This window comes from Fimbriimonadaceae bacterium (genome assembly GCA_019638775.1).
Classification (GTDB): Bacteria; Armatimonadota; Fimbriimonadia; order Fimbriimonadales; family Fimbriimonadaceae; genus JAHBTD01.
The window spans coordinates 176,626-203,487 of record JAHBTD010000001.1; the positions used below are offsets into that span (position 1 = coordinate 176,626).

A 26,862-nucleotide genomic window follows, 5' to 3' on the forward strand; every position below is an offset into this window, starting at 1 on the left:
ATCCCTTTCTACGCAAAAAAGTTCGCGCAGGTCCCATCGCCTCAAACGCATGATCATCAATCTGCTATCTGCTATCTGCGATCCCCAATCTACAATCAGCAATCCAAAATCCAAAATCTAAGACTCCTCGCCTTTCCCCATCGCCTTCAGCTCATCGGCCGCTTCCTTATTCCCCGGATCAACCATCAGCAAAATCCGGAAACACTTCTCGGCAAATTCGAGCATCCCAAATCGTTTCGCGAAGCTGCCGTTCGACAAAAGCGCCTTCGCGGCATCGACTCCCGCATCGCGATAGGCCGCAAACATCGTCTTCGCATCCGCATCCTTGCTGTCTGAGGCCAACTGGAAGACCAGCGCGAAAGCGAACTGTGTATCGTAGATGGGCGCGACCTTAATCTGGTCTTTGTATCTCTGTAGAAGCTTCCCCGTCTCAACAGCTCCATTCTTCGCGATCAGGGGTCGAATGTCGCGTGGACCAGGTGGGAGGCTCCTGGAACTGTCATAGGGCGCTGGACCAACCTGGCCAACCGGCGCATAACTCAAGCTCGCCGAATCCATCCGCACCGGCGCGTCATATCGAGTCATCAGTTGATCCAACAGCTTTGAATCGCCCTTGAGGCATTTGGTGAGAAAGGCTAACTCAACTTCATTGAGCATCACGTAACGATCGAGGATCGTTTGCGCAGTCTGCTTGAGCTCAACAGAGTCCGGCATAAGCAAAGACTTGGCCCGGTGACTCATCGTCCCTTGCGAGATGAAATCGTTGTGATTAAGCTGGTCGATGGTAAAGATATGGCGCGGCGTGAACTTCATCCGGTCCACCATGTCAAATCCCGCCTCTGGGCCCGCGCAGAAGAGAATCGGCTGATGCATGATGCCCATGTTTCTCTGAACTGGATCGGTCATATAGCGCCAACGGGTGTCAGCAAGACTGTAGTAATCCTCCGTCGTATCCAGGCTCACCAACGCATCAACACGCGTGCCCGCATGTGTTTGAAAGATCACGCCTGCCTGAGCGCCAGCGCTGTGCCCCACAAACCCGATCTGATCCCAGTTCACGTTGGGCATCGTACGGCAGTAACCGATGATAAACCGGATATCTTGGCCCGATCCTTCACCCCCTTCAATCGCCATCGAGGAGCCATCAAGACTTTGAAATGCGCTGCCCACCACAACGTAGCCGTGGCTTGCCAAGTATTCGCAAAGGACCGAATTGTCATCAAACGACGAACCGTTCCCCGCATGGTAGATCACGAGCGGAAACTTACCGGGCGTTGGCTTTGCATCGCGATACGCCGCCGTAGCTGTGTCCAAAATCTGATTCAGAACGGCCTTCTCTTCAGGCGTAAGCTTCGCGGGCTCCTTGCGCATCACCTCAGTGGCAACCGTGTCCAGCTCATAGGCCCGCAGTTTCTCGGCAACCTGCTTGAACTCCGGTTGTTTGGTCTCAATGGCAAAGTAGTCGCGCTGTTTCAGGGGCTGTCCCTTCGGTCCAACCGCCGGATACCAAATGTTCAGCAGAATTGGGCGTGGAGCTTTGCTTGCCAAAATGGCTTCCACGCTTGCTCCGGGGAGTTGATACGTTCGGCTGTAGTCAGCCACCCAACGACTTTGGAAACCTACCGAATGCAGCCCCGGTTTTAGTCCTCCCCAAAACAGCGGCTGCTGCGCAATCGCCGCTACAGAGCAGAGGATCATGAAGCAGAAAAGAATCAGACGCGATTTGAAGACCATTAGCGGAATGATACTGACCACCCCGCTTATCAATCTCCCCATTGCGTAAAAGCTCTCCCAATTGCTACGAATCATTACTGAAATTTCAAATTTGATTACGATTCGTTAAGAATGAGATACACTCCGTTTCATGTCATCGGCAGACGCGCTCGACCGGAAAATCATCGAACAACTGCAAAAGGACGCCCGCGCCTCGTATGCGACGATTGGACGCGCCGTCGGTCTGACGGGGCCTGGCGTCTATGCCCGGGTCAAGCGTCTTGAGGAATCTGGCATCATCCGCGGTTACAAGGTGGATATCAATCCCGACTTTGAAGGACGCTCCTTGGTGGCGTTCGTGAGAATCGTCACTCGCCCTACTCCAAACGACACTGAAGTCTTTGAGAAGTTCGCCATCAATGAGCCCCGAATCGTGGAGTGCTACGACGTAAACGGTGAGGACTGCTTCTACCTCAAAGTTGAGGTTGGATCAACAGAGGAGCTTCGCGCGTTGCTCGTGGACATCCGCGCCTTCCCAGAAGTGGTGCGAACGATCAGCTCGATTGTGCTGGTGCGAGTGAAAGAGGCAAACTGAACCTACTGAACCGCCATGCAACCCAGCGAGAACATCCCAGAAAGCCGCATCCAGTGGGGAGAGAACTGCCCCCTTACTTGGCACCCGACCGAAGGCGGCAAGCGGCCCTGGATCGCTTGGGATGATGACAAACACTTTGAATTGGGGGCTGATCCTGAAGGATTGCGATTTGAACTGATTCGGGAGCGGATGCTCAGCGGCAAGTACTACCCACCCAATGTCATCCGCTTCTATGGGCGATTTCGAAACGAGGCGCGGCACTTGCGTCCTGGTGACCGCATCATCCAAAAGGCTTTCTTACTCCCCTCTGTGAAAGAGTTATATTTGTGGTCGGCAGCAGAGATCTTTGTTGCGGAGTCGTCTGATACAGATTGCCGGATCGGTTATGTAACTACGGCTCGGCATTTTGGCAGGGGGATTTGGCAGGCGCATTTGTGGCGAGAGGATGGGCGTTTGAAGCTGCAGGTGACCAGTATTGCAGGGCCGCAGCACTGGCTTTTCTGGACTTTTTTGCCGATCGCGCGGATGATCCAAATGAAGGCTTGGCGGGCCGCAGTGGCCGACCTCCAAATGATATGAAAATGATATCAAAATCATTGCATTTTGATATACATTTGTCTACAATAATCTCATGGCACACTCCATTGACTTTCAGCAAGCGACAACAACGCTTTTGCGTGAGTGCTTTGAAGGCGTTCCGCAAAGCCAAGACTACAGTTGGTTCATACAACGCAACGAAGCGTTGTTCGACTCTTTCGATTCCGTCACCGCCGAACAAGCCTCTACGCACCCCGCACCCGACTGCTCCACCATCGCCGCCCACACCTATCACATCCTCTTTGCGATGCGGTGGGCGAATAATCTACAGGGTGGGCCGGAGCCTGTGGGGACGTGGGAGACGAGTTGGGACAAGCAATCCGTTAATGAGGCGGAGTGGAAGGAGCTTGTGGCAACCGTCCGCTCTGAATGCAATTCGTTCGTGGCGTGGTTCGAGAAGAACGAAGATTGGTCGGACGAAGACAATCTGATCGGCGCTCTGAACGTTCTGCCGCACATGGCCTATCATCTCGGCGCGATTCGGCAGTTGATGAAGTTCGTGTAGGCGAGTTCATTACAGTGTCGCTCCTGCTATTGGATGAACGCAGGTAGGCTTTTGCCTATCCATGAGTAGGCTCCTGAGCAGGTTTGCAGTGGCTGTGTCGGTGGCGGTCTGTTTGGCCGGGCACGTTGATGCGCAGGTGTCCCAACTAACTCCCCAAGAGCGCGCCATCGCCCACTGCTTGACTTTGATCCGCGATTGCCAATTGCCCGATGGAGCCTTCACGATGAAGAAGGATGGGCCCGTCTGGATTCAGCCGTACTTCGCCAACCACGCCGCATTGGCACTGGTCGCGGGCAAGCAAGAGTCGGACCTTCCTAGGGTTGCCAAATGGCTCGAATGGTACGCCGCTCATCAGCACTCAAACGGTACCGTCAACGACTTTGTAGGCAGTCGCGACGACTATAAAGACCGAGGCACGACCGACGCCACTGACTCGACGGCAGCAACGTTTTTGATCGTGGTGGAACGGTATCACAAGGCAACCGCCAAGCTGCCCGATAGTGTTCGAGAAGCAGCCAAGAACGCCGTTGCTGCCATTGAAAGCGTTACGGACAGGGCTGACGGTTTAACTTGGGCTCACGCCAACTACCGTGTGAAATATCTGATGGATAACATTGAGGTTTATGGCGGGTTGGTGTCTGCGGAGAGGCTCTTTATTGCGTTGGGCGAAGACAAGCAGACTTCGAAGTCGGCGAGATTACGCAACGTGCTTGGCAACCGTTTGATCGGATTTTGGCAAGCCAAGGAGGAGCGTTATGCGTATGCGCTCCTGGAAACGGGAGCTTACGAAGTCCGCCCGGCCGATGCCAAACAACACCTTGGAACTGAATGCATGGCTAATCTCTTTGCGCTGACTTGGGTGGCCAAATGGCGTGGCCAGCTTTGGAGCGAGCTTAGATCGAAGTTCAAACCCGACACTGGCCTCGCTCCACAAGCTCCAGCCGAGCGATGGTTCATGGCGGCGTCTCGCTCTGGCTCGCAGGAAACAGTTGAGGATTATCGACAGCAAACGATCTCGGAAGCGCTGACATTCAATGCAGATAACGTGTACCTGCATCGACCCGCGGTGACGGCGTTGGCCCTCCTTGAGGGAGCAAGCTGGCTTTCCGGCTTGACCGATCGACGGCCATGAAGAGCGACCCATTCTCCATGGACGTCAAAGTCCGGGAACTTGCCGAGTCCTGGGGGTTCCAACCCGAGGTCGAGCTTCCGAGCGGGTACTGCTCGCGGGTGTTTGCCGACGAGACGCGGGTTTTGAAGGTTCCTTTTCAGGGGGAAGAGCTGACCAGTGGGTGCGTGGCGGTGGTACGGATGTCGGGCACAGTCGGGCCGAAGGTGCATGCTTGGGATGAGGCGACAGGGGTGATCCTGATGGATCGACTGTTGCCGGGGACTTCCCTTTCACAAGCAGGATTATCCGATGAAGAATGCCTCAACATTACAGTTGAGTTTGCTCACCGGATACGTGAAAACCCAGTGGATGCGCTGGAGTGGGAGTTGACGGATCAGGCTGGAAGCCTGCACCATAACGAGAGTGGACATTGTGGACAATGTCCCTCCAGCGGATCGGGCAAGCAAGGATGCCTGCACCACAATCGGTTGATGCCCCTTCGCAACTACGTTGATGCCGACGACCCGCTCGGGCAGGAGCTATTGCAAAGCACCACTGAAGAGGTGTTTTTGCATGGTGATTTGCACCACAGCAACATTCTGCTTGGCCCAGAGGGTTGGGTGGTGATCGACCCCAAGGGATTGATTGGCGATCCGGCATTTGAGCCGTCGGCGTTTATCCGCAATCCGATCGAGGAGATTGGGGAGTGGGAAGACTTGCCTTTGATCTTAGAGCGACGGATACGGCGGTTTGCCAAAGAGTTGCAGCTTGATCCTTGGCGTGTGTGGGGCTGGAGCTTGGTCGTGGTGCGCGATGGTGGCACGGAGCCGGGGCATGCTTGGGACAAGGTACGGCTGGCTCTTGAAGAGGTTGGCCAACTATTTTCCCATCGCTGATAAGTCATGGACTGGACGTACGTACTGCCTAATCTTACGCATCTTGTTGAACCTACGTGGATAGGGATGGCGTAGAAAGAAGCCCATGATGAATGACAAGCACACACAAACGGATGACCGGCTTGACGAGGCTTTGGACGAATCTTTCCCCGCCAGTGATCCTCCTGCGGTCACGGCTATCCCAACGCCGAAGGACAATACCGAGCGGAGCCGGTATGAGCTCCAACTTGACGGCGGTCTTGCAATCTTGGACTATCGCAGAGATTCGGGAGTAGTGTCGCTCAACCACACTGAAGTGCCCCATGCCTTGCGAGGACGCGGGATCGCGAACATGCTCACGCGGTACGCGCTTGAGTCGGCCAGGAGCGATGGGTTAAAGGTGAAAGCGGTGTGTCCGTTTGTGAAGGGGTTCTTGGATAAGCATCAAGAGTATGCGGATTTAGTGGGATAGGTTGGGGCGTGGAGAATCTTTGTAACGCAGTAGTCCTCCGCAAGCTGGTCGAGCAGGGCAATTTGAGCAAAGCAGAGGGCAAGAAGCTGATCGGGAAGAGCCCGGTTGGGGAAGGGGCCGTGACGATTGACGATATCTTGTCTGAAAGAGACAAGGCTAAGGAAAAGGCGGACGGGCAGGAGCCGGAGGCAGAGCCGGATCAAGCCGAGCCGGAGGGGATTCCCCCTCCCTTGATGGGAGGGGGATAAAGGGGGAGGGTGGCGAAGAGCGCGGCTGAATGCGGGGGCTGGGCAACAGGCTAAGACAGGGCTCGCAGAATCTGCGATGACGCAGGGGCCGTGCCACCCAATCACCCCCTCCTTTGGTTCCTCCCCCCTCAAGGGGGAGGAGGGCCTTTGCGATGGGTGGTGGTACTCGGGCAAGGCAGCGTGGTCCATTCACCCTCACCCAGTTCGCTGCGCTCACTGCCTCCCCCCTCAAGGGGGAGGAGGGCCTTTGCGATGGGTTGCGGTGCTCAGGCAAGGGATGCGCGGTCCAATCACCCCCACCCTGTTCGCTGCGCTCACAGCCTCCCCCCTCGAGGGGGAGGAAGTCCTCGAGCCAAGGCCGAAGGGAATCCCCCTCCCTTGATGGGAGGGGGATAAAGGGGGAGGGTGGCGAAGAGCGCGGCTGAATGCGGGGGCTGGGCAACAGGCTAAGACAGGGCTCGCAGAATCTGCGATGGCGCAGGGGCCGTGCCACCCTATCACCCCCCTCCTTTGGCTCCTCCCCCGTCAAGGGGGAGGAAGATCCTTTGCGTTGGGTGGTGGTACTCGGGCAAGGGATGCGCGGTCCAATCACCCCCACCCTGTTCGCTGCGCTCACAGCCTCCCCCCTCAAGGGGGAGGAAGTCCTCGAGCCAAGGCCGAAGGGAATCCCCCCTCCCTTGATGGGAGGGGGATACAGGGGGAGGGTGGCGAGGAGCGCGGCTGAATGCGGGGGCTGGGCAGCAGGCTAAGACAGGGCGCGCAGAATCTGCGATGGCGCAGGGGCCGTGCCACCCGATCACCCCCTCCTTTGGTTCCTCCCCCCTCAAGGGGGAGGAAGCTCCTTTGCGGTGGGTGGTGGTACTCGGACAAGGCCGCTCTGTCCAATCACCCCCACCCAGTTCGCTGCGCTCACAGCCTCCCCCCTCAAGGGGGAGGAGGGCCTTTGCGATGGGTTGTGGTACTCGGACAAGACCGTGCTATCCAATCACCCCCTCCTTTGCTTCCGTCATCCCCGATTGGCCAGGGCAGGCGCGTTTCTCGGCGGAGTCGAAGAACGGCGCCCACAGCCAGGTAGCCCGTGACCTCCCTCCCCCTAGCCCCTCCCTCCATTTCCGGAAAAATGGAGGGAGGGGTTTCTGATTTGTGAGGTTCCTGGGAGAACGCCTTTTTACGCCTTTGCCAGCAGGAACTCTGCCTGTGCTTCGTCGATTCCGCCGATGCGGATGGCTTTGATCTGGTCGGGGCGGATGAACACCGTTCCCTTGGAAGAATAGTCCTCCCAGAAAACGGCCAGCTTTGCAATGTGTTGATGCACTTCTTCGACCTTTGCATAGTAAATGCAGTCGTCATAGCGGACGCAGCAAAACGCTCCGGCGGCGTGGCAGTCTTTGAGGGCCTTTTTGACGGAGGCTGGGCTGGTCTTCCAACGGGCTGACTTTTGTCCCTCGAACTGCGACCATGTCTTGTGCAGCTTTTCCAGCGCGTGAAGATAACGGCTATCGGTTTCGATCCAGTCGACCTCGTCAAATCCGATCCAGTCGTACTCCGCTCCAGAATGCCCAGGCTCTCCGTGGAAGTTCACATATCGGAGCTTAAAGTCATCGCCCTCTATTTCATCTACATAGCCGCATAAGAACTTATCGTCCTTCTGCCATTCGCAGCGTAGGGCGAGAAGCGTTCCCTGCTCCTTGACTTGGGCGATGAAGTCGGCAATGCGCATTTGGATTGAATTGTACGGCTTTGAGGGTCATGACAATAATGGAGCGTCGCGCTCCCTAGCCACGACCGAGCGGTTACTGTACGCCTTCGGGGTGATCTTCAAACCACTTTACGATCTGGGGCATGGATTCCTCGAACCCGCCGGGGAGAAAGACGTTCAGGACGCAGGCAGGGGCGTCGGTGCGGTTGCGAAAATCGTGGATGACACCGGCTGGGACACGCAGGAATGTGCCGCGAGGGCAGTCGGTCCATTCGTCGCCCACACGAAACGACATCGTGCCTTCGGTGACGTAGAACAGTTCATCGTTTGCGTCGTGCGAGTGTGGTCCAGAGCCCGGCTGCTGCGGCTCGACCCACCATTCGGAGACGCTGTAGCGGCTGCCCGTCTCTTCGCCGTCGGCTTTGAAGACCGCGCGCATGGGGCCGCAAAAGTAGGTACGACCTTCGTTTGGCGCAAGTGTAATCGGCGTTTGTTCGTCGAGCATAACGTTAAGGATAGGCGGTAAAGCGGTGGGTTTGCAAGGGTAGTGGGCTTTGTCTAAACCTTAACTCGTCGATTGGTGTGCTGACAAGTGCAGCGGTTCTTGCTGTAAAGGCTACCTCAGCGCCATCTTTGCCGCGCAGAGGTCTTGGAGGGCCATGCCCACAGATTTGAAGGCCGTTCTTTGCTCCTGGTCGTTAGGCCTCTGAACGGTTCCTTGGCATAGCTGGGGGAGGTCGGCTTCGATATGGTCTTGGGTGATCGCGCCTTCGGAGATGGCGCAGAGTACGTCCCCAGCTTCGGCAAGGACGCCCGCTCGGTGATCGACGGCTAGCCAGGCTCCGGCGACGGCTTGAGCGTCGGCTTCGCGCATGTCGGGTCGGAAGGCTCCGACAAGATCGAGATGCGAACCCGGCTTGAGCCATTCACCCTTGATGAGCGCGTCCTTGGCGAGCGTCGCACAGCTAATAATATCAGCCTCTCGGCAGGCCGTTTCGAGGGATTCGACAGGGTAGGCGTTCAGTCCGGCGGCCTGTAATTCACTAGCCAGCCTAACGGCTCTTTCGTGGCGTCTTCCCCACACGTCGATGCGTTCCAGCGGCCTTACGGAGGCGTGGGCGAGCGGAAGATTGGAACCAAGTTTGCCGGTGCCGACCATGAGCATGCGCTTAGCGTCGGGATGGGCGAGGAGGTCGGCGGCGAGGGCGGAGTTGGCGGCGGTGCGGCGAGCGGTGAGTTCAGCGCCGTCGATGATGGCGGCGAGCTCTCCTGTCTGCTTGCGGTAGAGGAGGTAGGTGGCGCTGACGGTCGGCAGGTCGCGCGCGCCATTCCCAGGGGTGACGGTGACGTTTTTGATTCCAAGCCACTCGTCGTCCCAGGCGGGCATGAGGAGGAGCGTGGATTCGGGCTCGCTTCCTTGATCGACGGTGTGGTGGTGGCGTGGGGGGACGGTGCATCCGCTTTGGTATTGGGCGCGAAGGGCCTCGACGAGTTCTTTGAAGGGCAGGAGTCGGGCGAGGTCTTGGGCCGTGATGGAGCGGAATGCGGACATTGGGGATATGTTACTTGGGTGAGTGGTTTGGGCGGGCAGTTGCGGTTATGGCCGTTATTCTTTGTGAGAGTTGAGGCATGCAAAATGGACACCCGTGCTAAGGAGTTCGGGTGTCCAAGAAGCTAGCTAGGGGTAGCGGTTAGGTCGTGATCTGGTCTTGCCCGTCGCCGCCGGATTGCAGAAAGATCGCGTCACCCTCTTCGTCGATGGCATCGTAATACGCTTCGGCGTAGGCGATGACGGCTTCGCTGGCTCTTGCCTGGAATCTTCCGCTCAGGAAGTGCGGCTTATCCCCGCCATCTTCAACCGCTTCCCATATGGCGAGCTGAAGTCCAGCGCACTGGTCGGCGGTTTGGGCGGAGCTGAAGAATTTTGCGACGATATTGCCCGCCTTGGCGACGTTGCCCCCCTGCTTGGCTGAGCTTAGAGACCTGACCTGGAAGAATTGACCGGCGCGGATGGGGGAGCCTGGCTGGGCGCAGTAAGACATCCACGAACGGTTTTGATCTTGGAAGCCGAGCTTTCCGGCAAAGGTGGTTTTGGCGCGGTTACCGTTCAGGGAGACCGAAACGTTATGACCGGTGATGCTCTGTGCGTAGCGGACCGTGAAGGGTTGGTTCGCAGCGGAGCTTGCGATCATGGCGGCGGCAAAAAGGAGTTGGGTCATAGGGTCGCCTCAATTTTCGGATACTAACGCAGTTGGGACGGGATGGGCAACGGCGCAGTTGATTGGTAGCGCAGAAGTCGGGCATTGATGCGCCTTTTGTGCTTAGAATGCTAAATAAGCGCCCGCTACCAAGCTGCCGAATCTTGACAACTTCCCCGGATGTCTTCGGCGTAAGACATGGGCGGGGTGTCCGATTCGCCTGCGGCATAGCGTATGGTGGCGATCTGCCCGGCGTGGTAGGCGTCGTGCTGATTCATGATTTGGATCATGCGCCAGGCGGGCAGTTCCTTCTTGTAATTGGTCGGGCGCATCTCCTCTAATTCTTCCTCTTTGAGGTCTGCCCAGCTTGCCATCCAATAATCGTGCCCGCGCTTGAGGTAGTCGAGCGCGCCATCCCAAGAGGGCTCGAAGGCCTCCATCTGGTCAGCGATTTGATGCCAGCGGAGTTCGGTGTTGCGGAAGGTGATGCTGGCGTAAGCCCACTTTACCGAGGCGATGTGCAGCGCAATTCCCTGGACGGAGCCGTCGGTGTGGAGGTATTCCTTGCCTTGCGGGGTGAGTTTGGCCCAGGCCTGGGGCTGGGTGATGCCTTCGAGGGCTTCCATGAGTTGCTTGAATCCGTACTCGGCGTCGAGTTTGAGGAGGTCGATTGCGGTCATGGGAATGACGATACCTTGGAGTTGTCCGGTTAGATTGGAGCTAGTTCCCTGACTCTTTGATGGCTTTTTCGGCTTTGTCGACGATAGGCATTGCTTCTGGAAAAGTAGATTTGATAACGCTCTTTTTGCGGTTCAGGAGACCTTCAAAGCCTTCTTTTCGAACGATGTATCCCGCAATGCTGAACCCGATGATGGCTGCGCCGAGCACGGCGCACAAGAGAGCGGTTTTCCAGTTGCCGAGTCGTGCTTTCATCGCACTCGTAGGTACGACCGGGCTTGCGGCTGAGTTGCGATGAGAGCCGTTGGACTGCTTCCCTTTGCGCACAAGCGGCAACGACAGTGCGTTACCCACCCGTGGCTAGATCACGCATGAACCCGCAACGACGGAGCGTTGCCCTCCGGTAGATAGATTGCGCATCAAGCCGCAACGACGGAGCGTTGCCCTCCCGTGGCCGGATCCTTATGCCTTCAGGATGCAGTTTCGGGGCAAAAAAAGGCGGCGATAAATCGCCGCCCCTGAAAGCGCGAATAAATTCGCGCACTCCCAAAGGAGACCTCCCACCCCCTGCCCCCTCCCTCCATTTCCAGAAAAATGGAGGGAGGGGAGGCTTGGGCACAATGCTGCGGACTATCAAAAAGCGAGCGCGCTTACTTCCCTTTTACAACCCGGAACCCTTGATTGCTGAAGGATGCACGGATGTCCATTTTGCCGATGTCGACCGAGTTAAAGAAGTTGCAGGCGTTTTTGCTGCACCACCACGACCCGCCGCGCGCGTGGACGCTTCGCTCAGACGTATCGCTCTCGACCCTGCCCGAACAGAACTCAAACACGTTACCGTAGATGTCGTACAGGCCCCACGGGTTCGGCTTAAACTTCCCTACCGGCGAGGTGTACATATAGCCGTCGCTGAGGTCTGGCTTTGTGTGGTCACGCCCGTGCCAGACGTTTGCGTATTGACCGATCTCTGTATTTTCCTTGCCAAAGAAAAAATCGGTCTTAGCCCCAGCTCGACTGGCAACCTCCCATTCGTCGAGCGTCGGCAGCCGAACGCCTGCCCATTTGCAATATTCCTGTGCGTCGTGATAGCTGATGCAGGTGACGGGGTGGTCCATTTTGTCGCCGATCCCTCCCCTTGCTTTGCCGTTTGGAAAGCGCCAAAAAGCGGTCTTGTCTTGAGTCCACCGAAACTCTTCCATCGGGGGATCGAAGACCATGGCATCGTGCTTGCGTTCGGCGTCCGTGACGTACTTCGTCGCCTTGACGAACGCTTCAAATTCGGAGTTAGTGGTCTCGTATCTGGCGATCTCAAAGGCCTTGAGGGTGACGGTGCGCTTGAAGTTATCGAGGCGGATGGTGTCGCCGACGGTGTACTTTCCGGCCTTAACGGCGACGAAAGCTTTTGGCTCTGGGATTGGCGAGAGAATTAGGATCAGTCCGGCGAGGGTGGAAAGCATTTGGGGGTGTAAGGGCGATCGGCTATCGGCTATCGGCTATCGGAGATTCAAATCCTATCTTATTATTTTCGTCCCTCCCCATCCATTCTTGCGATTGACTGGGGAGGGAGTTTGATTCCTCTTACTTCTTCGGCTTGACTTTGGTTTTGTAGTAAGCCGTCGCGCGGTCGAGCGTCAGCTTTTGGTTTTGAGCGTTTGCGGTGAGGTAGGCGTCGTATCTCGCATCCTCACTGTACAGCTTGGCATGCGCTGCCGATTCTATGAACGGCTTGTAGTTGCCTTCCTTCATCAGCAGGAACAGCAGCGTGAGGATGTCGTGATCCTTTTTGTCGCGGTTGTACATGGCGATGATGTCGGGGATCAGCTCATATGCGTTGACCTCAACGATGGCCTCCTTGAGGTTGACACCGATTCGTTTCTTGCTGGTCATCGTTTCCTTGACGAGACTGATGACCTTGGTTCGATTCTTCTTCAAGAATTCTCGCTGTCTTGGGCTCCAAAGCTGCTCTCCACCGAACATGCTTGGGAAGTAGGCAAAGATCATCTTCTCTTCGCCCTGCATCGCAAACGATACGTCGCAGACCTGTGACCAAATCTCGCCGTGAAGCATTGTGTAGGTGAATTTTTCTTCGACGGTGAGGGCGTCAAAAGTTTTGTCGGGCAGGCTCAAATCTCCCATATCATCTTCGACATTCTTCGGCTTAATCTTCTTGATTAGCGCCTTTACTTTGGCGAGGCCGTAGCTTGGCTCGGTGATTTGTCCTCGATATTCGTGGTACTTGCGGCTAGCGGCACTGGCCTTGGGCATGTCTTCGTCTTGAGCAAGGAGCTGCGAAGCGATGGTTGCAGCGATGAAGAAAAAGAATAGCTTTCTCATTTCAAATCCTAAGGGGTCGTCAGTTGGGTCCGTGTAAATCTCCCTTCAGTAGAAAGTATAAGTTACCGTTGCGTTTCTGCACCTGTGACTTTCGTCGATTGTGGAGTGATTTTTGCGGGTGTTGACGATGTCATGCACCGTCTTAGACAAAAACAGGGGCGGCGATAAATCGCCGCCCCTGAAAGCGCGAATAAATTCGCGCACTCCCAAAAGTTGTTACTTCGTCTTAGGGGTGTTTGCCTTCACCCATGCAGCGAACATCTTGGTTTCTTCGGCTTTGGGCTGGGTCATTCCCTTTGGCGGCATTTTCTTTTCTGCCACCTCGTGGGCGCCCTTTGTAAACCACTTGATGTTCTTCTTGGCGTCTTCTTCTTTCTTGATGATGCTGAAGTCGATCTTGTCCGGTGCGTCCTTTCCGGTGTGGCAGCTCACGCAGTAATTCTTGATGTACGGCGCAACGTGCTTGGCAAAGGTCGCCTTGACGGGCGCGGGTTTCTTCGTGGGGGGCTTGGCCTGACTCACGACCATGGAAACAGACACGATCGCTGCCAACGTCAGGAGAATTCTGAACCTCATAGGTTCGAGCTTACCCGACCAATTCGATGCTCTTGCCGAATCTGGACTGGGAGATATTCTTGAGCAGGCACGGCGTACGGCTGAGATTGGAATCGTCTGGTGCGGCAGATACAATGTTCTCGTGGCGAGATTTGTGGGGCTCATTCGTGGGATCAATGTTGGTGGGAACAACCTTATCAAGATGGCGGATTTTCGGGCGTTTCTTGCTGAGATCGGGCTCACTCGCGCCCAAACTTTGCTACAGAGCGGGAACTTTGTTTTTAAGACCGAAACGGGTTCCACCGCAGAACTTGAAGAGTTGTTGAGGACGGAGGCCTCTCAGCGGCTGAGTCTAAACGTTCAGTTTTACGTGCGCTCGGAATGGGAATGGATGCAGATGATCGGCGCGAACCCTTTTCCTGACTCTGCAAAGGATGACCCCAGCCATTTGCTCGTGTTTACGTTCGTTGAGCCGCCTTCTGAAGAGGCTATTCAGGAGATTCGTGAGGTTTACTCGGGGCCGGAAAGCTATAAGCTTGTGGGCGGTTACCTGTACGCATGCTTCCCGGTTGGTATCGGCGTGTCGAAGCTTTCTGAGCATAAGTTGTGGAAGAAGCTGACTGCCCAAGCAACAGGACGAAATTGGAATACGGTATTGAAGTTGGCGGCTTTGATGGGTGAGGCGTAGGGCTACTCATCGTCCAGCGAAGCTTCGAGGATCTTTCTCAACCGCTCACGCTCTTCTCGCGCCTTTTCCCGGTTCATCACATCGCTTAGAAACGCTTGATCCCTGGCTCTTTCGCGCATGCGGGCCGCTTCGGCCTCTTTCCTACTCTTTCGATCTTGAAACGGCTCTCGGAACCTGATTCCACCTGTTTGCCGCAGGTTAACCAAAGAAGTTGCTCCGCCGATCAGGCCGAAAATCGTGACGAGGCTATGCCCCGAGATCAGGCCATAGACTAAGACAAGGATGCTGACGACCAAGCCCAGGTGAAAGACAACCCGCATGGACTTGAATTCGTCCTGCTTTCGGTTGAGGATGGCCTGAACCGCATGACCGCCGTCGAATGGATAACTCGGGATGAGGTTGAGGAATCCGAGCATCAGGTTCAGAAAGCCTACGGCATGCACGATGAGAAACTGCGTCCGCGCTTCAGACCCGAGTTCGGCTGCGTTCAATCCAAGTGTGCCGACCGATAAGCAGAATCCCGCTACTGCAAATGTGACGGCTGGCCCCATCAGCGTTATGATGAGGGCTTGTTTGGGTGAGCGGTAGCCACTTGAGACGGCAAACCCACCAAAACCGTGGAGGGTGATCGAGAGTCCGGTGAGGCGGTAGCGCTTTGCGGTAAGTGCGTGACCGAACTCGTGGAGGAGGATACTCAGGACGATCAAGAGCACATATTCGAGCGTGTGCCAGACGCCCATCCCCCAACCCATAAGAACCGGATAGAGAAAGAAGACAAGCGAGATATGGAGCTTGATCGGAATGCCAAAGAGTCGGCCCACGGAGACCGACCAATTCAAAAAGGCGTTTAGCTTTGCAAGGCTCATCTTTTGCTCGGTTCGGTCTGGCTCTATCTGCTCTTCAATCTGCAACGATAGCTGAGTTTATGTTAGCCGTCTTTTTCCAGCATCTGAGCATTCATTTTTTCACTCTTGCTTGACATTGTGTCGTTTTTCTTGTAACATACCAACCAGTTGGTATGAGTGATCAAGTCCAGACCAAGATACCGGAGAAGAAGGTTCGCCTGATCGAGGCAGCCGTGCGGCTGATGCTTCGGCACGGCTATGCGGCGACCTCGGTCGATGACATCTGCGCGAAGGCGGAGGTGACGAAAGGGAGCTTCTTCTACTACTTCTCCAGCAAGGAGGAGATCTGTCTGGCGGCGATGGAGGCTTGGGCTGGATACTGGCTCGGCATTATGGACGAGGCAGGCTTCGACCGCATCCCTGACCCGCTTGATCGGGTGGAGCATCTCTTCAAGGTGATGGAAGGGGCTTATCTGAATCCTGACGTGGACCCGGGCTGCATGATCGGAACGGTCGCGCAGGAGTGTTCCCTTCCCAGCGAGAAGTTCCGAGCGATCTGCGAGGCGCATCTTGAGTTCTGGAAGGTGAACACTTCTCGGCTCCTCAGTGAAGCTAAGGCTGCGTATCCACCGCATACCGACTTTGACGCGGACGAGGTGGCCTGGTGGCTGTGCAGCTTCGTTCAGGGGACTCTACTGATCGCGAAAACTCAGAGCGACCGCGCGATCGTGAACAGCAACATTAAACACTGTCGGGCTTATGTGATGAGCTTGTTCGACAGAAAGGAAAGTGCAGCCTAATGGGCTGAAAAGAGACGTAAATAAGAATCAGAAGGAGGAATCAACTATGTTTGCAACACCACAGAAAGAGCACGAATGGCTTCAGAAGTTTGTCGGGGAATGGACTTTCGAAATGCCCGGCTGCGGCGAAGGCCAAGAGAAGAGCACGGGAACAGAGACGGGACACATGATCGGCGGGCTTTGGGCGCAATTGAACGGGTCGGGGGAAATGCCGGATGGCAGCCCAATGACTACACGGATGACGGTCGGCTTTGACCCGCAGAAGGGCCGATACATCGGCACCTGGATAGGCTCGATGATGACGCATTTGTGGGTCTATGACGGGGAGATGAACGAGGCAGGCACGACGCTGACGCTGAGCGCGGAGGGGCCGGACTTCGAGACGCCAGGAAAGATGCGCCAATATCGCGACGTCATGGAGTTCAAGAGCGACGACCACCGAGTCTTGACCTCGCACATGCTGGGTGACAACGGTGAGTGGACGCAGTTTATGGAGGCGAACTACTATCGCGTGAAGTAGGTCAGTACCGGGTCAGAAAGGAGAGACGGATATGCAGACAGAAACCATCGCCCACCCAAAAGTTGTGTCGCGGGAAGAGTGGCTCGCCGAACGCAAGCGGCTCCTCGAAGAGGAGAAAGAGCTAACCCGGCACAAGGATCGTGTCAACGCTTTGCGTCGGCGGCTGCCTATGGTCAAGATCGAGAAGGAGTACGTGTTCGACACATCCGAGGGCAAGAAGACGCTTCTCGATCTTTTCGAGGGCCGTCGCCAGCTCATCGTGTATCACTTCATGTTCGACCCCGAATGGGAAGAGGGCTGCCCCGGATGCACAAGCTACGTCGCTGAGATCGGCGACCAGTCGCACCTTGCCAAAAGGGACACGACGTTCACCCTCATCTCGCGCGCCCCGCTCGAAAAGCTTGAGAGCTTTAAGCAGAAGAAGGGCTGGAAGGTCAGCTGGGCGTCGTCCTTTGGGAGCGACTTCAACTACGACTTTCACACCACGATCGACGAATCGAAAGCGCCCCTCGAATACAACTACCGCACCAAGGCGGAGTGGGAGGCGCTTGGCAAGGACACGAGCCGCATGGCTGGCGAGGAGCACGGGACGAGCGTGTTCTTTCGGATTGGCGACGACGTGTACCACGCCTATTCGAACTACGGTCGGGGTACGGAAGGGACGACCGACACCTACGGCCTGCTCGATCTGACGCCCTACGGTCGTCAGGAGGATTTTGAGGATTCGCCGGAGGGCTGGCCACAAAGCCCGACTTACGGATAAACGGTTCGATCGTCGCAAACCGCCAGATGAGCATTCCAAACGAACCGTTGAAAGAGCCTTGACACACGCCTGCGAATATGGTAATTTACCAATTAGTTAATTAACTGTAAGGTTAAATACTATGCAAGCAGATCATCTCAGCGCTACGTTCTCTGCCCTGGCGGACCCGACAAGGCGGGCTATTTTGGCTCGGCTGGCGTCGGGCGAGACGTCCGTCAAGGAGCTTGCCCAGCCTTTTGATATGACCATGCCAGCGATCACCAAGCACCTCAAAGTGCTTGAGCACGCCGGACTGATCACTCGAGGGAGGGAGGCGCAGTGGCGGCCTTGCAAGCTACAGGCCGAGCCATTGAAAGAGGTGCTGGACTGGGTGGAGAAATATCGCCAGTTTTGGGAGGAGAGTTTCGACCGACTGGATGACTACTTGCGAGACATTCAAAGCAAGGGAAAATAGGATGGACACAGTTAGCAGGAATAAACTGACTTTGACCCAGGTCTCGGACCTTGAGTTCGTCATGACGCGCACTTTCGATGCGCCAAGGAGTCTGGTGTTCGAGGCTTTGAGCAAGCCTGAGCATGTGGTGCAGTGGTGGGGATGCCGCGACATGACAATGCCCGTCTGCGAGATCGACTTTCGCGTGGGCGGAGCTTATCGTTATCTCGGTCGGACCTCCGACGGCAACGAATGCCCGATGAAGGGGGAATACCTTGAGATCGACCCGCCGGCCCGGATCCGATTCATCGAAATCTTCGACGTGGAGCCCTACAACAACTATCCGGCGACGGTGACGGTGTCATTGGAAGAGGCCGGCGGCAAGACGAAGATGACCGTCTCGGTCTTTCACATGACGAAGGAGGCTTGTGCCGGACACCTTGGTTCGGGAGTGGAGCGCGGCGTAGGCGAGTCTTACGACCGACTGGAAGAGCTGCTTGTTAAGATGCAGCACGGAGCAAAGGCATGAGCAGGGTTCCCGTTGCCGAAAAGGAGCTCACGCTGGTTCGTCTTTTTGACGCGCCGCTAGACCTTGTGTGGGAGGTGTGGACGGAGGCCCGTCATGTGAAGGAGTGGTTTGGGCCGCACGGGTTCACCAACCCGGTTTGCGAATGGAATGCTAGCCCGGGAGGCTCGATTCTCATCCACATGCAAAGCCCTGAGGGAGCAATCTACCCGATGACCGGCACCTTTCACGAGGTCATCAAACCAACCAAGCTTGTCTTTTTTGCGTCGGTTCCTGGCGAAGATGGCAGCACGGTCCTTGAAGGATTGGCGACGGTAACCTTCATTGAGAAAGACGGCAAGACCGAGATGACCCTGCACGACAAGGGAGTCGGTTTTGCCGAAGCGGCGAAGTACATGCTTGAAGGAATGGAGGAAGGCTGGAGCCAGAGCTTTGAGAAGATGGCGACACGGCTTGGGGAGCTTTCATGAGCGACGCATTGGCTGTCGACGAATACATCGCCTCTGCCCCTCCCGAGGCAAGAGCAATGTTGGAGGAGTTGCGCGGCATTATTGGCCGCGTGGCTCCCGATGCCGTCGAAGCGATCAGCTATCAGGTGCCCACTTTTAAGCTGTTTGGGGGGCTTGTCGGATTCGGCTACGGCAAAGGACATTGCAGCCTTTATGTGATGAGCTCGACCTTGCTCGATAGATTTCAGGACGATCTGCAAGGGTACGACACTTCCAAAGGCACCGTGCGATTCCGCTTTGGTACACCGATTCCCGTTGATCTTGTCGAAAGGCTCGTTTTAGCGAGGGTCGATGAGAATGAGGCAGGTGCGGTGCAGACGCTAAGGCGTTGACCCCTTTTACACTTTAGATACAGGACACATTCATGCAGAAAATAACGACATTCTTAACTTATAACGATCAGGCCGAAGAGGCCGTCAACATCTACGTTTCCCTCTTCAAGAACGCAGAGATCACCCACATCTCCCGCTACCCCGACGACATCCCCGAGCTTGCCCATGTGGCGGGTCAGGCGATGACGATCTCCTTCACGATCGAGGGTCAAGAGTTCATCGCGCTGAACGGCGGGCCGCAGTTCAAGTTTGATCAAGGCATCTCGCTGATGATCAACTGCGAGACACAAGAGGAGATCGACCGCATTTGGGACAAGCTCATGGAGGGCGGCGAGGCACAGGCCTGCGGCTGGCTGAAGGACAAGTTCGGGGTTTCTTGGCAGGTTACGCCGACGATCCTTGGCGACATGATGAATGACACCGACAAGGAGCGAGCCGGACGGGTTATGAAGGCCATGATGCAGATGGTGAAGTTCGACATCGCGACCTTGGAGGCGGCAAGGGATCAGGTCTGAGGTGCCGATCAGGAGGCATCGCAATCCATCGCGGCGCTGAACGACCGCCGCCTCGACAAGGAGACGACAATGGCAACATCCAAGGCGAAGCCGCTTGACGATGCCCCGAAGGTGACCGCCTTCTTGGAAGGGCTGGAGCATCCCTTGAAGGCGGAGATTGAGGCTGTCCGACGGATCATCCTGAGCGCACATCCAAGGATGACCGAGGGCATCAAGTGGAACAATCCCTGCTTCTATTACAAGGGCGATATGGCGGTTATCCATACTCGATCCCAGGAATATGTCCACCTGATCTTTCCCACTGGAAACCGCATTCCGGACAGCAGCGGCCTCCTTGAAGGCGACTATCCCGACGGAAGGAAGATGGCTTATCTGCGAAACATGAAGGATATCGAGGATAAGCGATTGGCCTTGGAAAGCGTCGTCCGAAGCTGGGTGGCGTGCATGGATGCCGAGGAAGCCTCGTGAAGCTTCGAGGAATCTTGGGAAGCGATTGAAGACCATCGACATTGAAACGATCTACAAGACCGAGTCGCGGCGGGTTCTTGCCACGCTCATCCGGCTTTTGGGCGACTTTGAGCTTGCCGAGGACGCGCTGCACGACGCCTTTGCGGCGGCTCTGGAGAAGTGGCCCGTCGACGGCGTGCCGGACAACCCTCGCGCATGGCTCGTTTCGACCGGGCGGTTCAAGGCCATCGACCAGATCCGTCGCCGCGCGCGGTTCGACGCTTCCCTGGCTGATGCTGCCGACCGCCTGGATACGCGATCTTCGGAGCCCTTTGAGGCGAGCGAGCAGGCTGTCAAGGATGACCAGCTTCGTCTGATCTTTACCTGTTGCCACCCGGCTTTGCCGGCGGAGGCTCGCGTTGCGCTGACGCTTCGGGAAGTGTGCGGACTGACGACAGAGGAGATTGCGCGTGCGTTCCTCACGAGCCCGCCGACGATTGCGCAAAGGATCGTGCGAGCCAAGGCGAAGATTCGGGATGCGAAGATTCCTTATGAAGTGCCAACCTCGGCGGACCTTCCCGACCGGCTGGACACGGCCTTGCAGGCGATCTATCTGGTTTTCAACGAAGGGTATTCGGCCTCTTTTGGCGCGGAGCTGACGCGGGCCGATCTTTCCGGCGAGGCGATTCGGCTTGGTCGGCTGATGATGGAGCTTTTGCCCGAGCCGGAGGTTGGGGGGCTGCTGGGCTTGATGCTCCTGCAAGAGTCGAGGCGTGTGGCCCGCACCTCTTCCGACGGGGAGCTCGTTCTTTTGGAGGATCAGGACCGGACGCTGTGGGATCGGTCGATGATCGCTGAGGGGATTGCGCTAGTCGAGCAGTCGCTCGCTTCCCGAAGGTTCGGGCCATACACGCTGCAGGCGGCGATCGCGGCGGTGCATGCCGAGGCGGAGACGCCTGAACAGACCGACTGGGGGCAGATCGCCGCGCTCTATTCCCTGCTCCTTCGCATTGAGCCGTCGCCCGTTATTGAGCTGAATCGGGCGGTTGCGGTGGCGATGCATGAAGGGTTTGAGGCGGGGCTGGCTCTTATCGATTCGATTCTGGAGAGGGGGGATTTGGCGGATTACCACCTGGTGCATTCGGCGCGGGCGGACCTGTGCCGTCGGCTGGGGAGACGGGAAGAGGCGAGGACGTCGTATGAGAGGGCTCTGAGCCTGACGCAGCTGGAGCCTGAGCGGCGGTTTATTGAGAGGCGGCTGAAAGGGCTGGCTTGATTTTGGATTGTAGATTGTAGATTGTAGATTTTGGATTGCGGAGAGCCGATAGCCGATTGTGGATCACGAATCACCGAACAAACGGTCAGATAATTCTCCACACAGAGCAGTCAGACTCAAATCGAGAATTTATCAAAAAACTTCACGTCGCTGTCGAAATGGACAATTGCCGTTCGACTACATCTTGAAAGCAACCGAAGCCGAGCCTTCCCAGCGGAACTCCCGCCGGAAAGGCAGGCCACGGAAGTAGACACGAAAAGGAGAAACGAAGATGAGATTTCTGATGCTGATGATTCCGGCGGTCTATCAGGGCCCCGAAGGAAACAACCCCGAATTCGACCCGCCTCCCGGGCTGGTTGAGAAGATGATGAAATACAACGAGGACCTGGCGAACGCTGGCATGGTGATCGCGATGGACGGTCTTCAGCCGATGGCGAAGGGCGGTCGCGTGTCCTTCTCGGGCGGCAAGGGCACCATCACCGACGGCCCGTTTGTCGAGGCCAAAGAGGTCGTGGGCGGATTCTGGATTATCCGTGCGAACTCGAAGGAGGAGGCCTTGGAGTGGGCGGCTCGCTGCCCAGCCCAGGACGGCGACGTGGTCGAGGTTCGGCAGATCTTCGACATGGACGACTACCCGGAAGAGGTCCAGAAAGTGGTGGACAGCTCGCCGCTGAAGGAGACGATGTTGAGCGAGGGGCCGCAGTAGGTCCAGCCTTCCTTTTTGCAGGAAGCAAGTTTGGAGTGGGAGTGGGCTGTTCCCTCCCCCTAACCCCCTCCCATCCTTCGGAGTTGGCGAAGGAGGGGGACAGATTTAGGAGAAACAACGATGAAATTTATTTGCCTTGGATACGGGTCGGGCGATAGCTGCCACACCGGCAGCGAAGTCGATATGAGTGAACTGATGGAAGCTTGCTGCGCCTATGACGACAAGCTTCGGGCGAACGGAAACTTCGTGGCCAGCGAAGCGCTTTTTGGGCCGGAGTCGGCCAAATCGGTGCGCTGGAAGGATGGTGAGCCGGTGGTGACCGACGGGCCTTTCATTGAAACGAAGGAGCAGGTCGGGGGATTCCAGATCATCGAGGCGAACGACATCGACCACGCGCTTGAGATCATGCTTGCCCACCCAGGAGTTCGTGGAAGCGCCGGGCTGGAGATTCGCCCGATCTTTGACACCAGCGCGATGGTGGAGGCGAGCCGGGAAGCGAGGGGCAACGCCTGACAGGCTGCTGGCAGGCGAGAGGCCGCTGGTCTCCCTCCCCCTAACCCCCTCCCTCACCAACCTTCGGAGTTGGCGAGGGAGGGGGGACAGATTTAGGAGAAAACGATGAAATACATCTGCCTTGGATATCACCAAGAATCGAACTGGAATTCATACACCGAAGCCGAAATCTATGAGTTCATGGACGAATGCTTCGAATACGATGAAGAGCTGCGCGCGAACGGGAATTTTGCGGGCGGAGAGGCTCTGCAGACGACGGATACAGCCACGACCGTGCGCTGGGCCAATGGCAAGGCTGTCGTCATCGACGGTCCATTCGCCGAGACGAAAGAGCAACTCGGAGGCATTCTGATTTTGGAGGCCAACGACCTAAACCACGCGATTCAGATCATGTCGAAGCATCCGGGCGTTCGGGCGGGATGCTTTGAGATTCGGCCTGCCGCCGACCTGAATGCGATGGTGGAAGCCAGCCGCGAAAGGAGGAAGGCGAAGGGGTTTTAGATTTTGGATTTTGGATTGTGGATTGTGGATTGGAGATTGTGGATTGGAGATTGGAGATTGGAGTTTGGAGATTGAGGGATTATAGATTGTAGATTGGAGATTGGAGGCGCTTGTTAGCAGTTTTCTCTCTGACATTCCGTTTGCCACAGAAAAGGAGATCGTTATGAAACTAAGAATTACACTTATCCCATTAGCCTTAGCCACGCTTTTTGCGGGCTATGTTGCCTTCCACCCGGGGGTGGCTTATGCTGAGCCGCACTTTGCCAAGCTTTCGACGACTGAGTTTGCCGATCAGGCGAGCTACACTATCGACGCGGATCACTGCAGCATCTCGTTCGAGATCACCCACCTGGGCCTCTCGCAGACTCACGGACGGTTCAACAAGTTCAGCGGAAAGCTGGAGGAAGATGCCAAAGACCTGACCAAATCGAGCGTTGAATTCACAGCCCAGATCGACTCGATCGACACGGCTGTCGCCGCGCGGGACAAGCATCTGCTGACCGCGGACTTCTTCGATGCCGCCAAGTATCCGACGCTGACTTTCAAGAGCACAAAGGTTGAAAAGACAAAGGACGGGTACACGGTTACGGGCGATCTGACGATGAAGGATAAGACGAAGTCGATCACTATCCCGTTCAAGCACTATGGTCCTTACACGCTGACGGTGGGTGATAATTCTACACGAGTAGGTATTGTTGCCGAGCCGATCAAGATCAAGCGGAGCGACTTTGGGGTCGGGGGAGATTTCAAGCTCCCGGATGGCACCGAGGGCGCGAGCGATACCGTTATCGTTCGAATCTCCTTTGAGGCGATTAAAGACAAGTAAAGGAATGAAGATGAGTGACGTGATCGACAGGACGAAAGAGGAGTTTCTAAGAGCGAAGGCGGGAATCGAGCGCGCTCTCGCGACAACGCCGGACGACCGGATCAACTGGTCGCCTGCGCCTACGGCTCGGACCCCGATTCAGCTGGTGGCCCATGCGGCATGGGCGGTGCAGAGCATGCATGGGATGCTTCAGGGGCAGACGTTTGCCGTGCCGACCACGGCACAGGCCGACCGTGAGTTTCGAGAGTGGGAAAAGCCATTTTCTACGCGAGAGGAGGTTCTTAAGCTCTTGGAAGAGAACAGCCTTGCTTTCTTGAATTGGTTAGAAAACGTAGGAGAATGGGAGTTGGACAGCACGATCACCTTCCCCTTCGGAATGGGCGAAGCGCCCATGCACACCGTGTTGCCGTTCATGGCGGGGCACATTGATTGGCACACTGCCCAGATAGCCTACATTCAGACGGTCTACGGCGATCAGGATTGGCATATGTGACCAGATATGTCTGCTCTCTTCCCTTCTCCTACGTACATTGAAGGAAGATTGACTGAGCTACAGTAAGGGGCCGTCCTTGGTGTTGCTGGTCGTGCTGATTGGGGTGATTGTTTATAAGATTCGGAAGCCGGATGTCGGGCCGACTTTGGTTGAGGCTGGGGAGTCGGTCGGTCTGTAGATAGCCTAACAGTGACCAGGACGGCGTCTGCGTCACCCCCACCCTGTTCGCTACGCTCACAGCCTCCCCCCTCAAGGGGGAGGAGTTTCACTCAAAGCGTGTGCGAGAAGGGTTCATGTCGCTACAACTCCTTGAGGCTCTATGTAAAATACAGATGATGGTTGAGACGTCCGCTCATTTGAACCAACTGGTGACAAGCTTTGTGAGTGGTCTACTTAAGGACGAACATCTTGAAGGCCCGGATGCTCAAACTCGACGCATTCTAATACCATTCATCAGGCGAGTTAATCCGACTCGAAAGGGCGAAAGCTTCCCCAACTTCCCTACCGATTCCAACACCTGTCCTAACTGTGGGATCGAAGTTCAGGACAAGCGGAGTCCGTATTGCAGCGAGAAGTGCCGGGAGATGGCGGCGTTTGTGCGGCAGTTTCGGGCGGCGGTGAGTGACGGGTCGATTTTGGAGCCGGAGAAGCAGGCGATGATGGGGCAGAAGCTGTGGGCGGTGGCGGTTGGGGGCTATCCGATGCGGCAGGCGCTGGTGCCGCCCAAGGTCGTTGCCAAGGTGATCGAGCGGGATGGCGGTAAGTGCCAGGTGTGCGGTGCGCCTGCGACGGAGATCGACCACACGGGCAGCGGATGAAACCGGCCGATCAACCTGCGGGCCGTGTGCTCGCTATGCAATCGGGCGAGGGATTTTGGAAAGCCTGGGTTTGACCAGGTGGAGCCGGTGAAGAGCATCTTTGATGAGCTTGCGATGCGGGTGGCAGCTCCGGTGGCGGTGCGGTGCTGCGACGATCCGGTGGCGTGGGATTGGAGGGAGTATTTGAAGGGGAGGAGTTTGTAGGGGCGGTCGGCGATCAGAGATCAGCAATCAGAAATCAGCTATCGGCTATCGGCTATCGGCTATCGGAGATCAGAGATCAGAAATCAGCGATCGGCGATCAGAAATCAGCTATCGGCTATCGGCTATCGGCTATCGGAGATCAGAGATCAGAGATCAGAAATCAGCTATCGGCTATCGGCGGCCGGCGATCGGAGATCGTGGTTGTCCCTTTTCATCTCCTGCTAAATCGAGATGAAAAAGTAGAGCGCGGATGAATCCGCGCACTCCTAAAGGGGGATTAGACGCCTTGCTTGCGGATGCGCTGGCTGGTCTTCTTGGACGCGGGCTTGCCGACATTGGTCGGTTCGGAAGCGCCTGACGTGTCCACAGGCTTCTCTTTCAGCTTCTCGACTGCCGCTTTAATCTCTTTTTTCGATGGTCGTTTCATGACTTAAGATACTCGATTTGGGTTTTGTGGAGCGCCGCCTATCCTTCATTCAAAGCTACGCAGCCTCCCATTGCCGACCTCTGTCCAGCAATGGGAGGCGACGTTTGATTCTACTGCAGCTTGACCGTTACCGCGCGGCCTGTGCTGTTCTGGGTGAGCTTGAACTTTGCCAGCTTAAGGCCCTTGGCACCTGCGAAGAGGTACTGCGCGCGGACCGACGAATCCATGTCCACATCAGAGCTGAAATAGGACGCTCCCGACATGGACGCCAGATCCTTTGCCCAGTGAATCTCTTCGCCGTTCTCGTCGGTGAGCTTGGGTGTGAAGTACTGCCAGCCGACCGAAAGCGGCTTCGAGAGCGGGTTGGAGAACTTTACGACAACGCGGTAGACGCCCTTTGAATCGCTGGCCACGTAGCCTCCGATGGTGGCGGCTGACTCGCTGATATCCTGAATCTCCATGTCGAACCCGCCAAAGTCGAACGGCTTGCCCAGCTCAACGGTCGCGTCGTTGCCGATCGTCACGCCGTCGGTGGCGAAGACAGAGGTCGATTTCACCAGAGATTCGCGCAGGTCGTACCGAAGGACGGGTCCCTGTCCGCGAGCCACGATGATCTTGGTGATGGGGCCCTGGGCAAAGATCGGGATGACCGCGGTGAGCTTGACTTTCTGAGCGGGCTTGAGCATTTGGCTGATGGCGGTGCGCTTGACCGGTTCGTAGACAGCGCCACGGAACTCGACGTTCTTGTCGTCGGGCGAGACGACGGTGAATTTGAACGACTGGGAATCTGCCATCTGCTCGGTCTTGAGGGGGTTGTGGACGGTGTAGGTCAGGACCAGCAGCCGCTCATCTTTGCCGGCGATGATGTTGGTATCGACGGTTTTGTAGCGGGTGGCGACGGCTGCCGAATCCAGCGTGAAGTGCATCTCGGTTCCCTTCGGGCCAAGCTGGTAGATGGTGCCGACCTTGCCGTTGTCGCCGGGCATCTGAACGGTGCCCTTGGTGGGGGCGGTTGCGGGCGGCTTGGTCTGCTGGGCGGAGCTTTGGGCGATAGAGCTGACGACGAGGCAGCCTGCAACGACGGAAAACGCAATCCCAAGATTGAGAAAGACAGAGCGTTTTAGCATTTCGTAATTATAC

Annotated in this window: 38 protein-coding genes; 25 read left to right on the plus strand and 13 right to left on the minus strand. The window is 56.5% G+C overall.

The genetic code is table 11. From position 1 onward, the window contains the following. Positions 1-117 precede the first annotated feature (117 nt). Entirely contained in the window at positions 118-1,734 is a 1,617-nt protein-coding gene (locus KF784_00730; protein ID MBX3117561.1) for a hypothetical protein, read from the minus strand. A 130-nt stretch (positions 1,735-1,864) separates the two neighbouring features. Between KF784_00730 and KF784_00735 the strand changes: the two genes are divergently transcribed. The 7 genes from KF784_00735 (at position 1,865) to KF784_00765 (ending at position 6,116) form a co-directional block, all read left to right on the plus strand. Next, positions 1,865-2,308, plus strand: a complete 444-nt coding sequence (locus KF784_00735) for an Lrp/AsnC family transcriptional regulator (GenBank protein MBX3117562.1) — start codon at positions 1,865-1,867, stop codon at positions 2,306-2,308. Between the two features lie 15 nt (positions 2,309-2,323). Further along, on the plus strand, positions 2,324-2,887 hold the full coding sequence (locus KF784_00740) for a hypothetical protein (protein MBX3117563.1): 564 nt from the start codon (positions 2,324-2,326) through the stop codon (positions 2,885-2,887). Between the two features lie 52 nt (positions 2,888-2,939). Next, positions 2,940-3,410: a DinB family protein gene (locus tag KF784_00745; GenBank protein ID MBX3117564.1), complete on the plus strand. Its 471-nt coding sequence runs from the start codon at positions 2,940-2,942 to the stop codon at positions 3,408-3,410. A 61-nt stretch (positions 3,411-3,471) separates the two neighbouring features. Then, the gene (locus tag KF784_00750) at positions 3,472-4,542 is read left to right on the plus strand and encodes a hypothetical protein (protein MBX3117565.1); all 1,071 of its coding nucleotides are present in this window, start codon (positions 3,472-3,474) and stop codon (positions 4,540-4,542) included. Positions 4,543-4,559: 17 nt separating this feature from the next. After that, positions 4,560-5,417: a hypothetical protein gene (locus KF784_00755; protein ID MBX3117566.1), complete on the plus strand. Its 858-nt coding sequence runs from the start codon at positions 4,560-4,562 to the stop codon at positions 5,415-5,417. An 85-nt stretch (positions 5,418-5,502) separates the two neighbouring features. Then, positions 5,503-5,868: an N-acetyltransferase gene (locus KF784_00760; protein MBX3117567.1), complete on the plus strand. Its 366-nt coding sequence runs from the start codon at positions 5,503-5,505 to the stop codon at positions 5,866-5,868. A gap of 8 nt (positions 5,869-5,876) precedes the next feature. Further along, positions 5,877-6,116, plus strand: a complete 240-nt coding sequence (locus KF784_00765; protein MBX3117568.1) for a hypothetical protein — start codon at positions 5,877-5,879, stop codon at positions 6,114-6,116. 1,168 nt (positions 6,117-7,284) lie between these two features. Here KF784_00765 and KF784_00770 read toward each other — a convergent pair. The 9 genes from KF784_00770 to KF784_00810 all read right to left on the minus strand — a co-directional run bounded on the left by KF784_00770 (position 7,285) and on the right by KF784_00810 (position 13,565). Continuing rightward, entirely contained in the window at positions 7,285-7,836 is a 552-nt protein-coding gene (locus tag KF784_00770; protein ID MBX3117569.1) for a hypothetical protein, read from the minus strand. 73 nt (positions 7,837-7,909) lie between these two features. Beyond that, entirely contained in the window at positions 7,910-8,320 is a 411-nt protein-coding gene (locus KF784_00775; protein ID MBX3117570.1) for a cupin domain-containing protein, read from the minus strand. A 111-nt stretch (positions 8,321-8,431) separates the two neighbouring features. Then, positions 8,432-9,367 (minus strand): ornithine cyclodeaminase family protein, encoded by a 936-nt coding sequence (locus KF784_00780; protein MBX3117571.1) that lies wholly within the window; start codon positions 9,365-9,367, stop codon positions 8,432-8,434. A 139-nt stretch (positions 9,368-9,506) separates the two neighbouring features. Then, entirely contained in the window at positions 9,507-10,034 is a 528-nt protein-coding gene (locus KF784_00785) for a hypothetical protein (protein MBX3117572.1), read from the minus strand. Positions 10,035-10,159: 125 nt separating this feature from the next. Beyond that, entirely contained in the window at positions 10,160-10,693 is a 534-nt protein-coding gene (locus tag KF784_00790) for a DinB family protein (GenBank protein MBX3117573.1), read from the minus strand. A 40-nt stretch (positions 10,694-10,733) separates the two neighbouring features. Further along, positions 10,734-10,946 carry a hypothetical protein gene (locus KF784_00795; GenBank protein ID MBX3117574.1) on the minus strand — a complete coding sequence of 71 codons (213 nt, stop codon included), beginning with the start codon at positions 10,944-10,946 and terminating at the stop codon, positions 10,734-10,736. A 395-nt stretch (positions 10,947-11,341) separates the two neighbouring features. After that, complete coding sequence (locus KF784_00800) at positions 11,342-12,148, minus strand: SUMF1/EgtB/PvdO family nonheme iron enzyme (protein ID MBX3117575.1); 807 nt, start codon at positions 12,146-12,148, stop codon at positions 11,342-11,344. A 121-nt stretch (positions 12,149-12,269) separates the two neighbouring features. Beyond that, entirely contained in the window at positions 12,270-13,025 is a 756-nt protein-coding gene (locus tag KF784_00805) for a hypothetical protein (GenBank protein ID MBX3117576.1), read from the minus strand. Positions 13,026-13,241: 216 nt separating this feature from the next. Next, complete coding sequence (locus tag KF784_00810) at positions 13,242-13,565, minus strand: hypothetical protein (protein MBX3117577.1); 324 nt, start codon at positions 13,563-13,565, stop codon at positions 13,242-13,244. Between KF784_00810 and KF784_00815 the strand changes: the two genes are divergently transcribed. Further along, positions 13,552-14,268, plus strand: a complete 717-nt coding sequence (locus tag KF784_00815; protein ID MBX3117578.1) for a DUF1697 domain-containing protein — start codon at positions 13,552-13,554, stop codon at positions 14,266-14,268. The two genes, KF784_00810 and KF784_00815, sit on opposite strands and share 14 nt — an antisense overlap. A gap of 2 nt (positions 14,269-14,270) precedes the next feature. On the opposite strand, the gene KF784_00820 is transcribed toward KF784_00815, so the two are convergent. Further along, positions 14,271-15,179 (minus strand): site-2 protease family protein, encoded by a 909-nt coding sequence (locus tag KF784_00820; GenBank protein ID MBX3117579.1) that lies wholly within the window; start codon positions 15,177-15,179, stop codon positions 14,271-14,273. A gap of 107 nt (positions 15,180-15,286) precedes the next feature. Between KF784_00820 and KF784_00825 the strand changes: the two genes are divergently transcribed. The 17 genes from KF784_00825 to KF784_00905 all read left to right on the plus strand — a co-directional run bounded on the left by KF784_00825 (position 15,287) and on the right by KF784_00905 (position 25,549). Then, positions 15,287-15,913: a TetR/AcrR family transcriptional regulator gene (locus tag KF784_00825; GenBank protein MBX3117580.1), complete on the plus strand. Its 627-nt coding sequence runs from the start codon at positions 15,287-15,289 to the stop codon at positions 15,911-15,913. 46 nt (positions 15,914-15,959) lie between these two features. Then, positions 15,960-16,433, plus strand: a complete 474-nt coding sequence (locus KF784_00830; GenBank protein ID MBX3117581.1) for a DUF1579 domain-containing protein — start codon at positions 15,960-15,962, stop codon at positions 16,431-16,433. A 31-nt stretch (positions 16,434-16,464) separates the two neighbouring features. Continuing rightward, entirely contained in the window at positions 16,465-17,196 is a 732-nt protein-coding gene (locus KF784_00835) for a DUF899 domain-containing protein (protein MBX3117582.1), read from the plus strand. 121 nt (positions 17,197-17,317) lie between these two features. Beyond that, positions 17,318-17,650 (plus strand): helix-turn-helix transcriptional regulator, encoded by a 333-nt coding sequence (locus KF784_00840; GenBank protein MBX3117583.1) that lies wholly within the window; start codon positions 17,318-17,320, stop codon positions 17,648-17,650. Between the two features lies 1 nt (position 17,651). Beyond that, positions 17,652-18,158, plus strand: coding sequence for an SRPBCC family protein (locus tag KF784_00845; protein MBX3117584.1), 507 nt, complete (start codon positions 17,652-17,654; stop codon positions 18,156-18,158). Further along, entirely contained in the window at positions 18,155-18,625 is a 471-nt protein-coding gene (locus KF784_00850; GenBank protein ID MBX3117585.1) for an SRPBCC domain-containing protein, read from the plus strand. Before KF784_00845 ends, KF784_00850 begins: the two co-directional genes overlap by 4 nt. Continuing rightward, positions 18,622-18,996, plus strand: a complete 375-nt coding sequence (locus KF784_00855) for a DUF1801 domain-containing protein (protein ID MBX3117586.1) — start codon at positions 18,622-18,624, stop codon at positions 18,994-18,996. The genes KF784_00850 and KF784_00855 overlap by 4 nt, the downstream gene beginning before the upstream one ends. A 32-nt stretch (positions 18,997-19,028) precedes the next feature. Next, the gene (locus KF784_00860; protein MBX3117587.1) at positions 19,029-19,511 is read left to right on the plus strand and encodes a VOC family protein; all 483 of its coding nucleotides are present in this window, start codon (positions 19,029-19,031) and stop codon (positions 19,509-19,511) included. 69 nt (positions 19,512-19,580) lie between these two features. Further along, entirely contained in the window at positions 19,581-19,979 is a 399-nt protein-coding gene (locus tag KF784_00865) for a DUF1801 domain-containing protein (protein ID MBX3117588.1), read from the plus strand. Further along, entirely contained in the window at positions 19,960-21,234 is a 1,275-nt protein-coding gene (locus KF784_00870; GenBank protein ID MBX3117589.1) for an RNA polymerase sigma factor, read from the plus strand. The genes KF784_00865 and KF784_00870 overlap by 20 nt, the downstream gene beginning before the upstream one ends. Positions 21,235-21,505: 271 nt before the next feature. Further along, on the plus strand, positions 21,506-21,940 hold the full coding sequence (locus KF784_00875; GenBank protein ID MBX3117590.1) for a YciI family protein: 435 nt from the start codon (positions 21,506-21,508) through the stop codon (positions 21,938-21,940). Between the two features lie 120 nt (positions 21,941-22,060). Beyond that, positions 22,061-22,453: a hypothetical protein gene (locus KF784_00880; GenBank protein ID MBX3117591.1), complete on the plus strand. Its 393-nt coding sequence runs from the start codon at positions 22,061-22,063 to the stop codon at positions 22,451-22,453. 105 nt (positions 22,454-22,558) lie between these two features. Beyond that, positions 22,559-22,954 carry a YciI family protein gene (locus KF784_00885; GenBank protein MBX3117592.1) on the plus strand — a complete coding sequence of 132 codons (396 nt, stop codon included), beginning with the start codon at positions 22,559-22,561 and terminating at the stop codon, positions 22,952-22,954. 163 nt (positions 22,955-23,117) lie between these two features. Further along, positions 23,118-23,780 carry a YceI family protein gene (locus KF784_00890; GenBank protein ID MBX3117593.1) on the plus strand — a complete coding sequence of 221 codons (663 nt, stop codon included), beginning with the start codon at positions 23,118-23,120 and terminating at the stop codon, positions 23,778-23,780. Positions 23,781-23,790: 10 nt separating this feature from the next. Further along, positions 23,791-24,273 (plus strand): DinB family protein, encoded by a 483-nt coding sequence (locus tag KF784_00895; GenBank protein ID MBX3117594.1) that lies wholly within the window; start codon positions 23,791-23,793, stop codon positions 24,271-24,273. Between the two features lie 293 nt (positions 24,274-24,566). Continuing rightward, the gene (locus tag KF784_00900) at positions 24,567-25,091 is read left to right on the plus strand and encodes a hypothetical protein (GenBank protein MBX3117595.1); all 525 of its coding nucleotides are present in this window, start codon (positions 24,567-24,569) and stop codon (positions 25,089-25,091) included. A 143-nt stretch (positions 25,092-25,234) separates the two neighbouring features. Then, the gene (locus KF784_00905; protein MBX3117596.1) at positions 25,235-25,549 is read left to right on the plus strand and encodes a hypothetical protein; all 315 of its coding nucleotides are present in this window, start codon (positions 25,235-25,237) and stop codon (positions 25,547-25,549) included. 23 nt (positions 25,550-25,572) lie between these two features. Here the strand turns inward: KF784_00905 and KF784_00910 are convergent, their stop codons facing one another. Together KF784_00910 and KF784_00915 are read right to left on the minus strand one after the other, a co-directional pair. Next, positions 25,573-25,722 (minus strand): hypothetical protein, encoded by a 150-nt coding sequence (locus KF784_00910; GenBank protein MBX3117597.1) that lies wholly within the window; start codon positions 25,720-25,722, stop codon positions 25,573-25,575. A gap of 110 nt (positions 25,723-25,832) precedes the next feature. Further along, a complete protein-coding gene (locus KF784_00915; protein MBX3117598.1) occupies positions 25,833-26,849 on the minus strand; it encodes a hypothetical protein in 1,017 nt (338 codons plus the stop codon). Positions 26,850-26,862 lie beyond the last annotated feature (13 nt).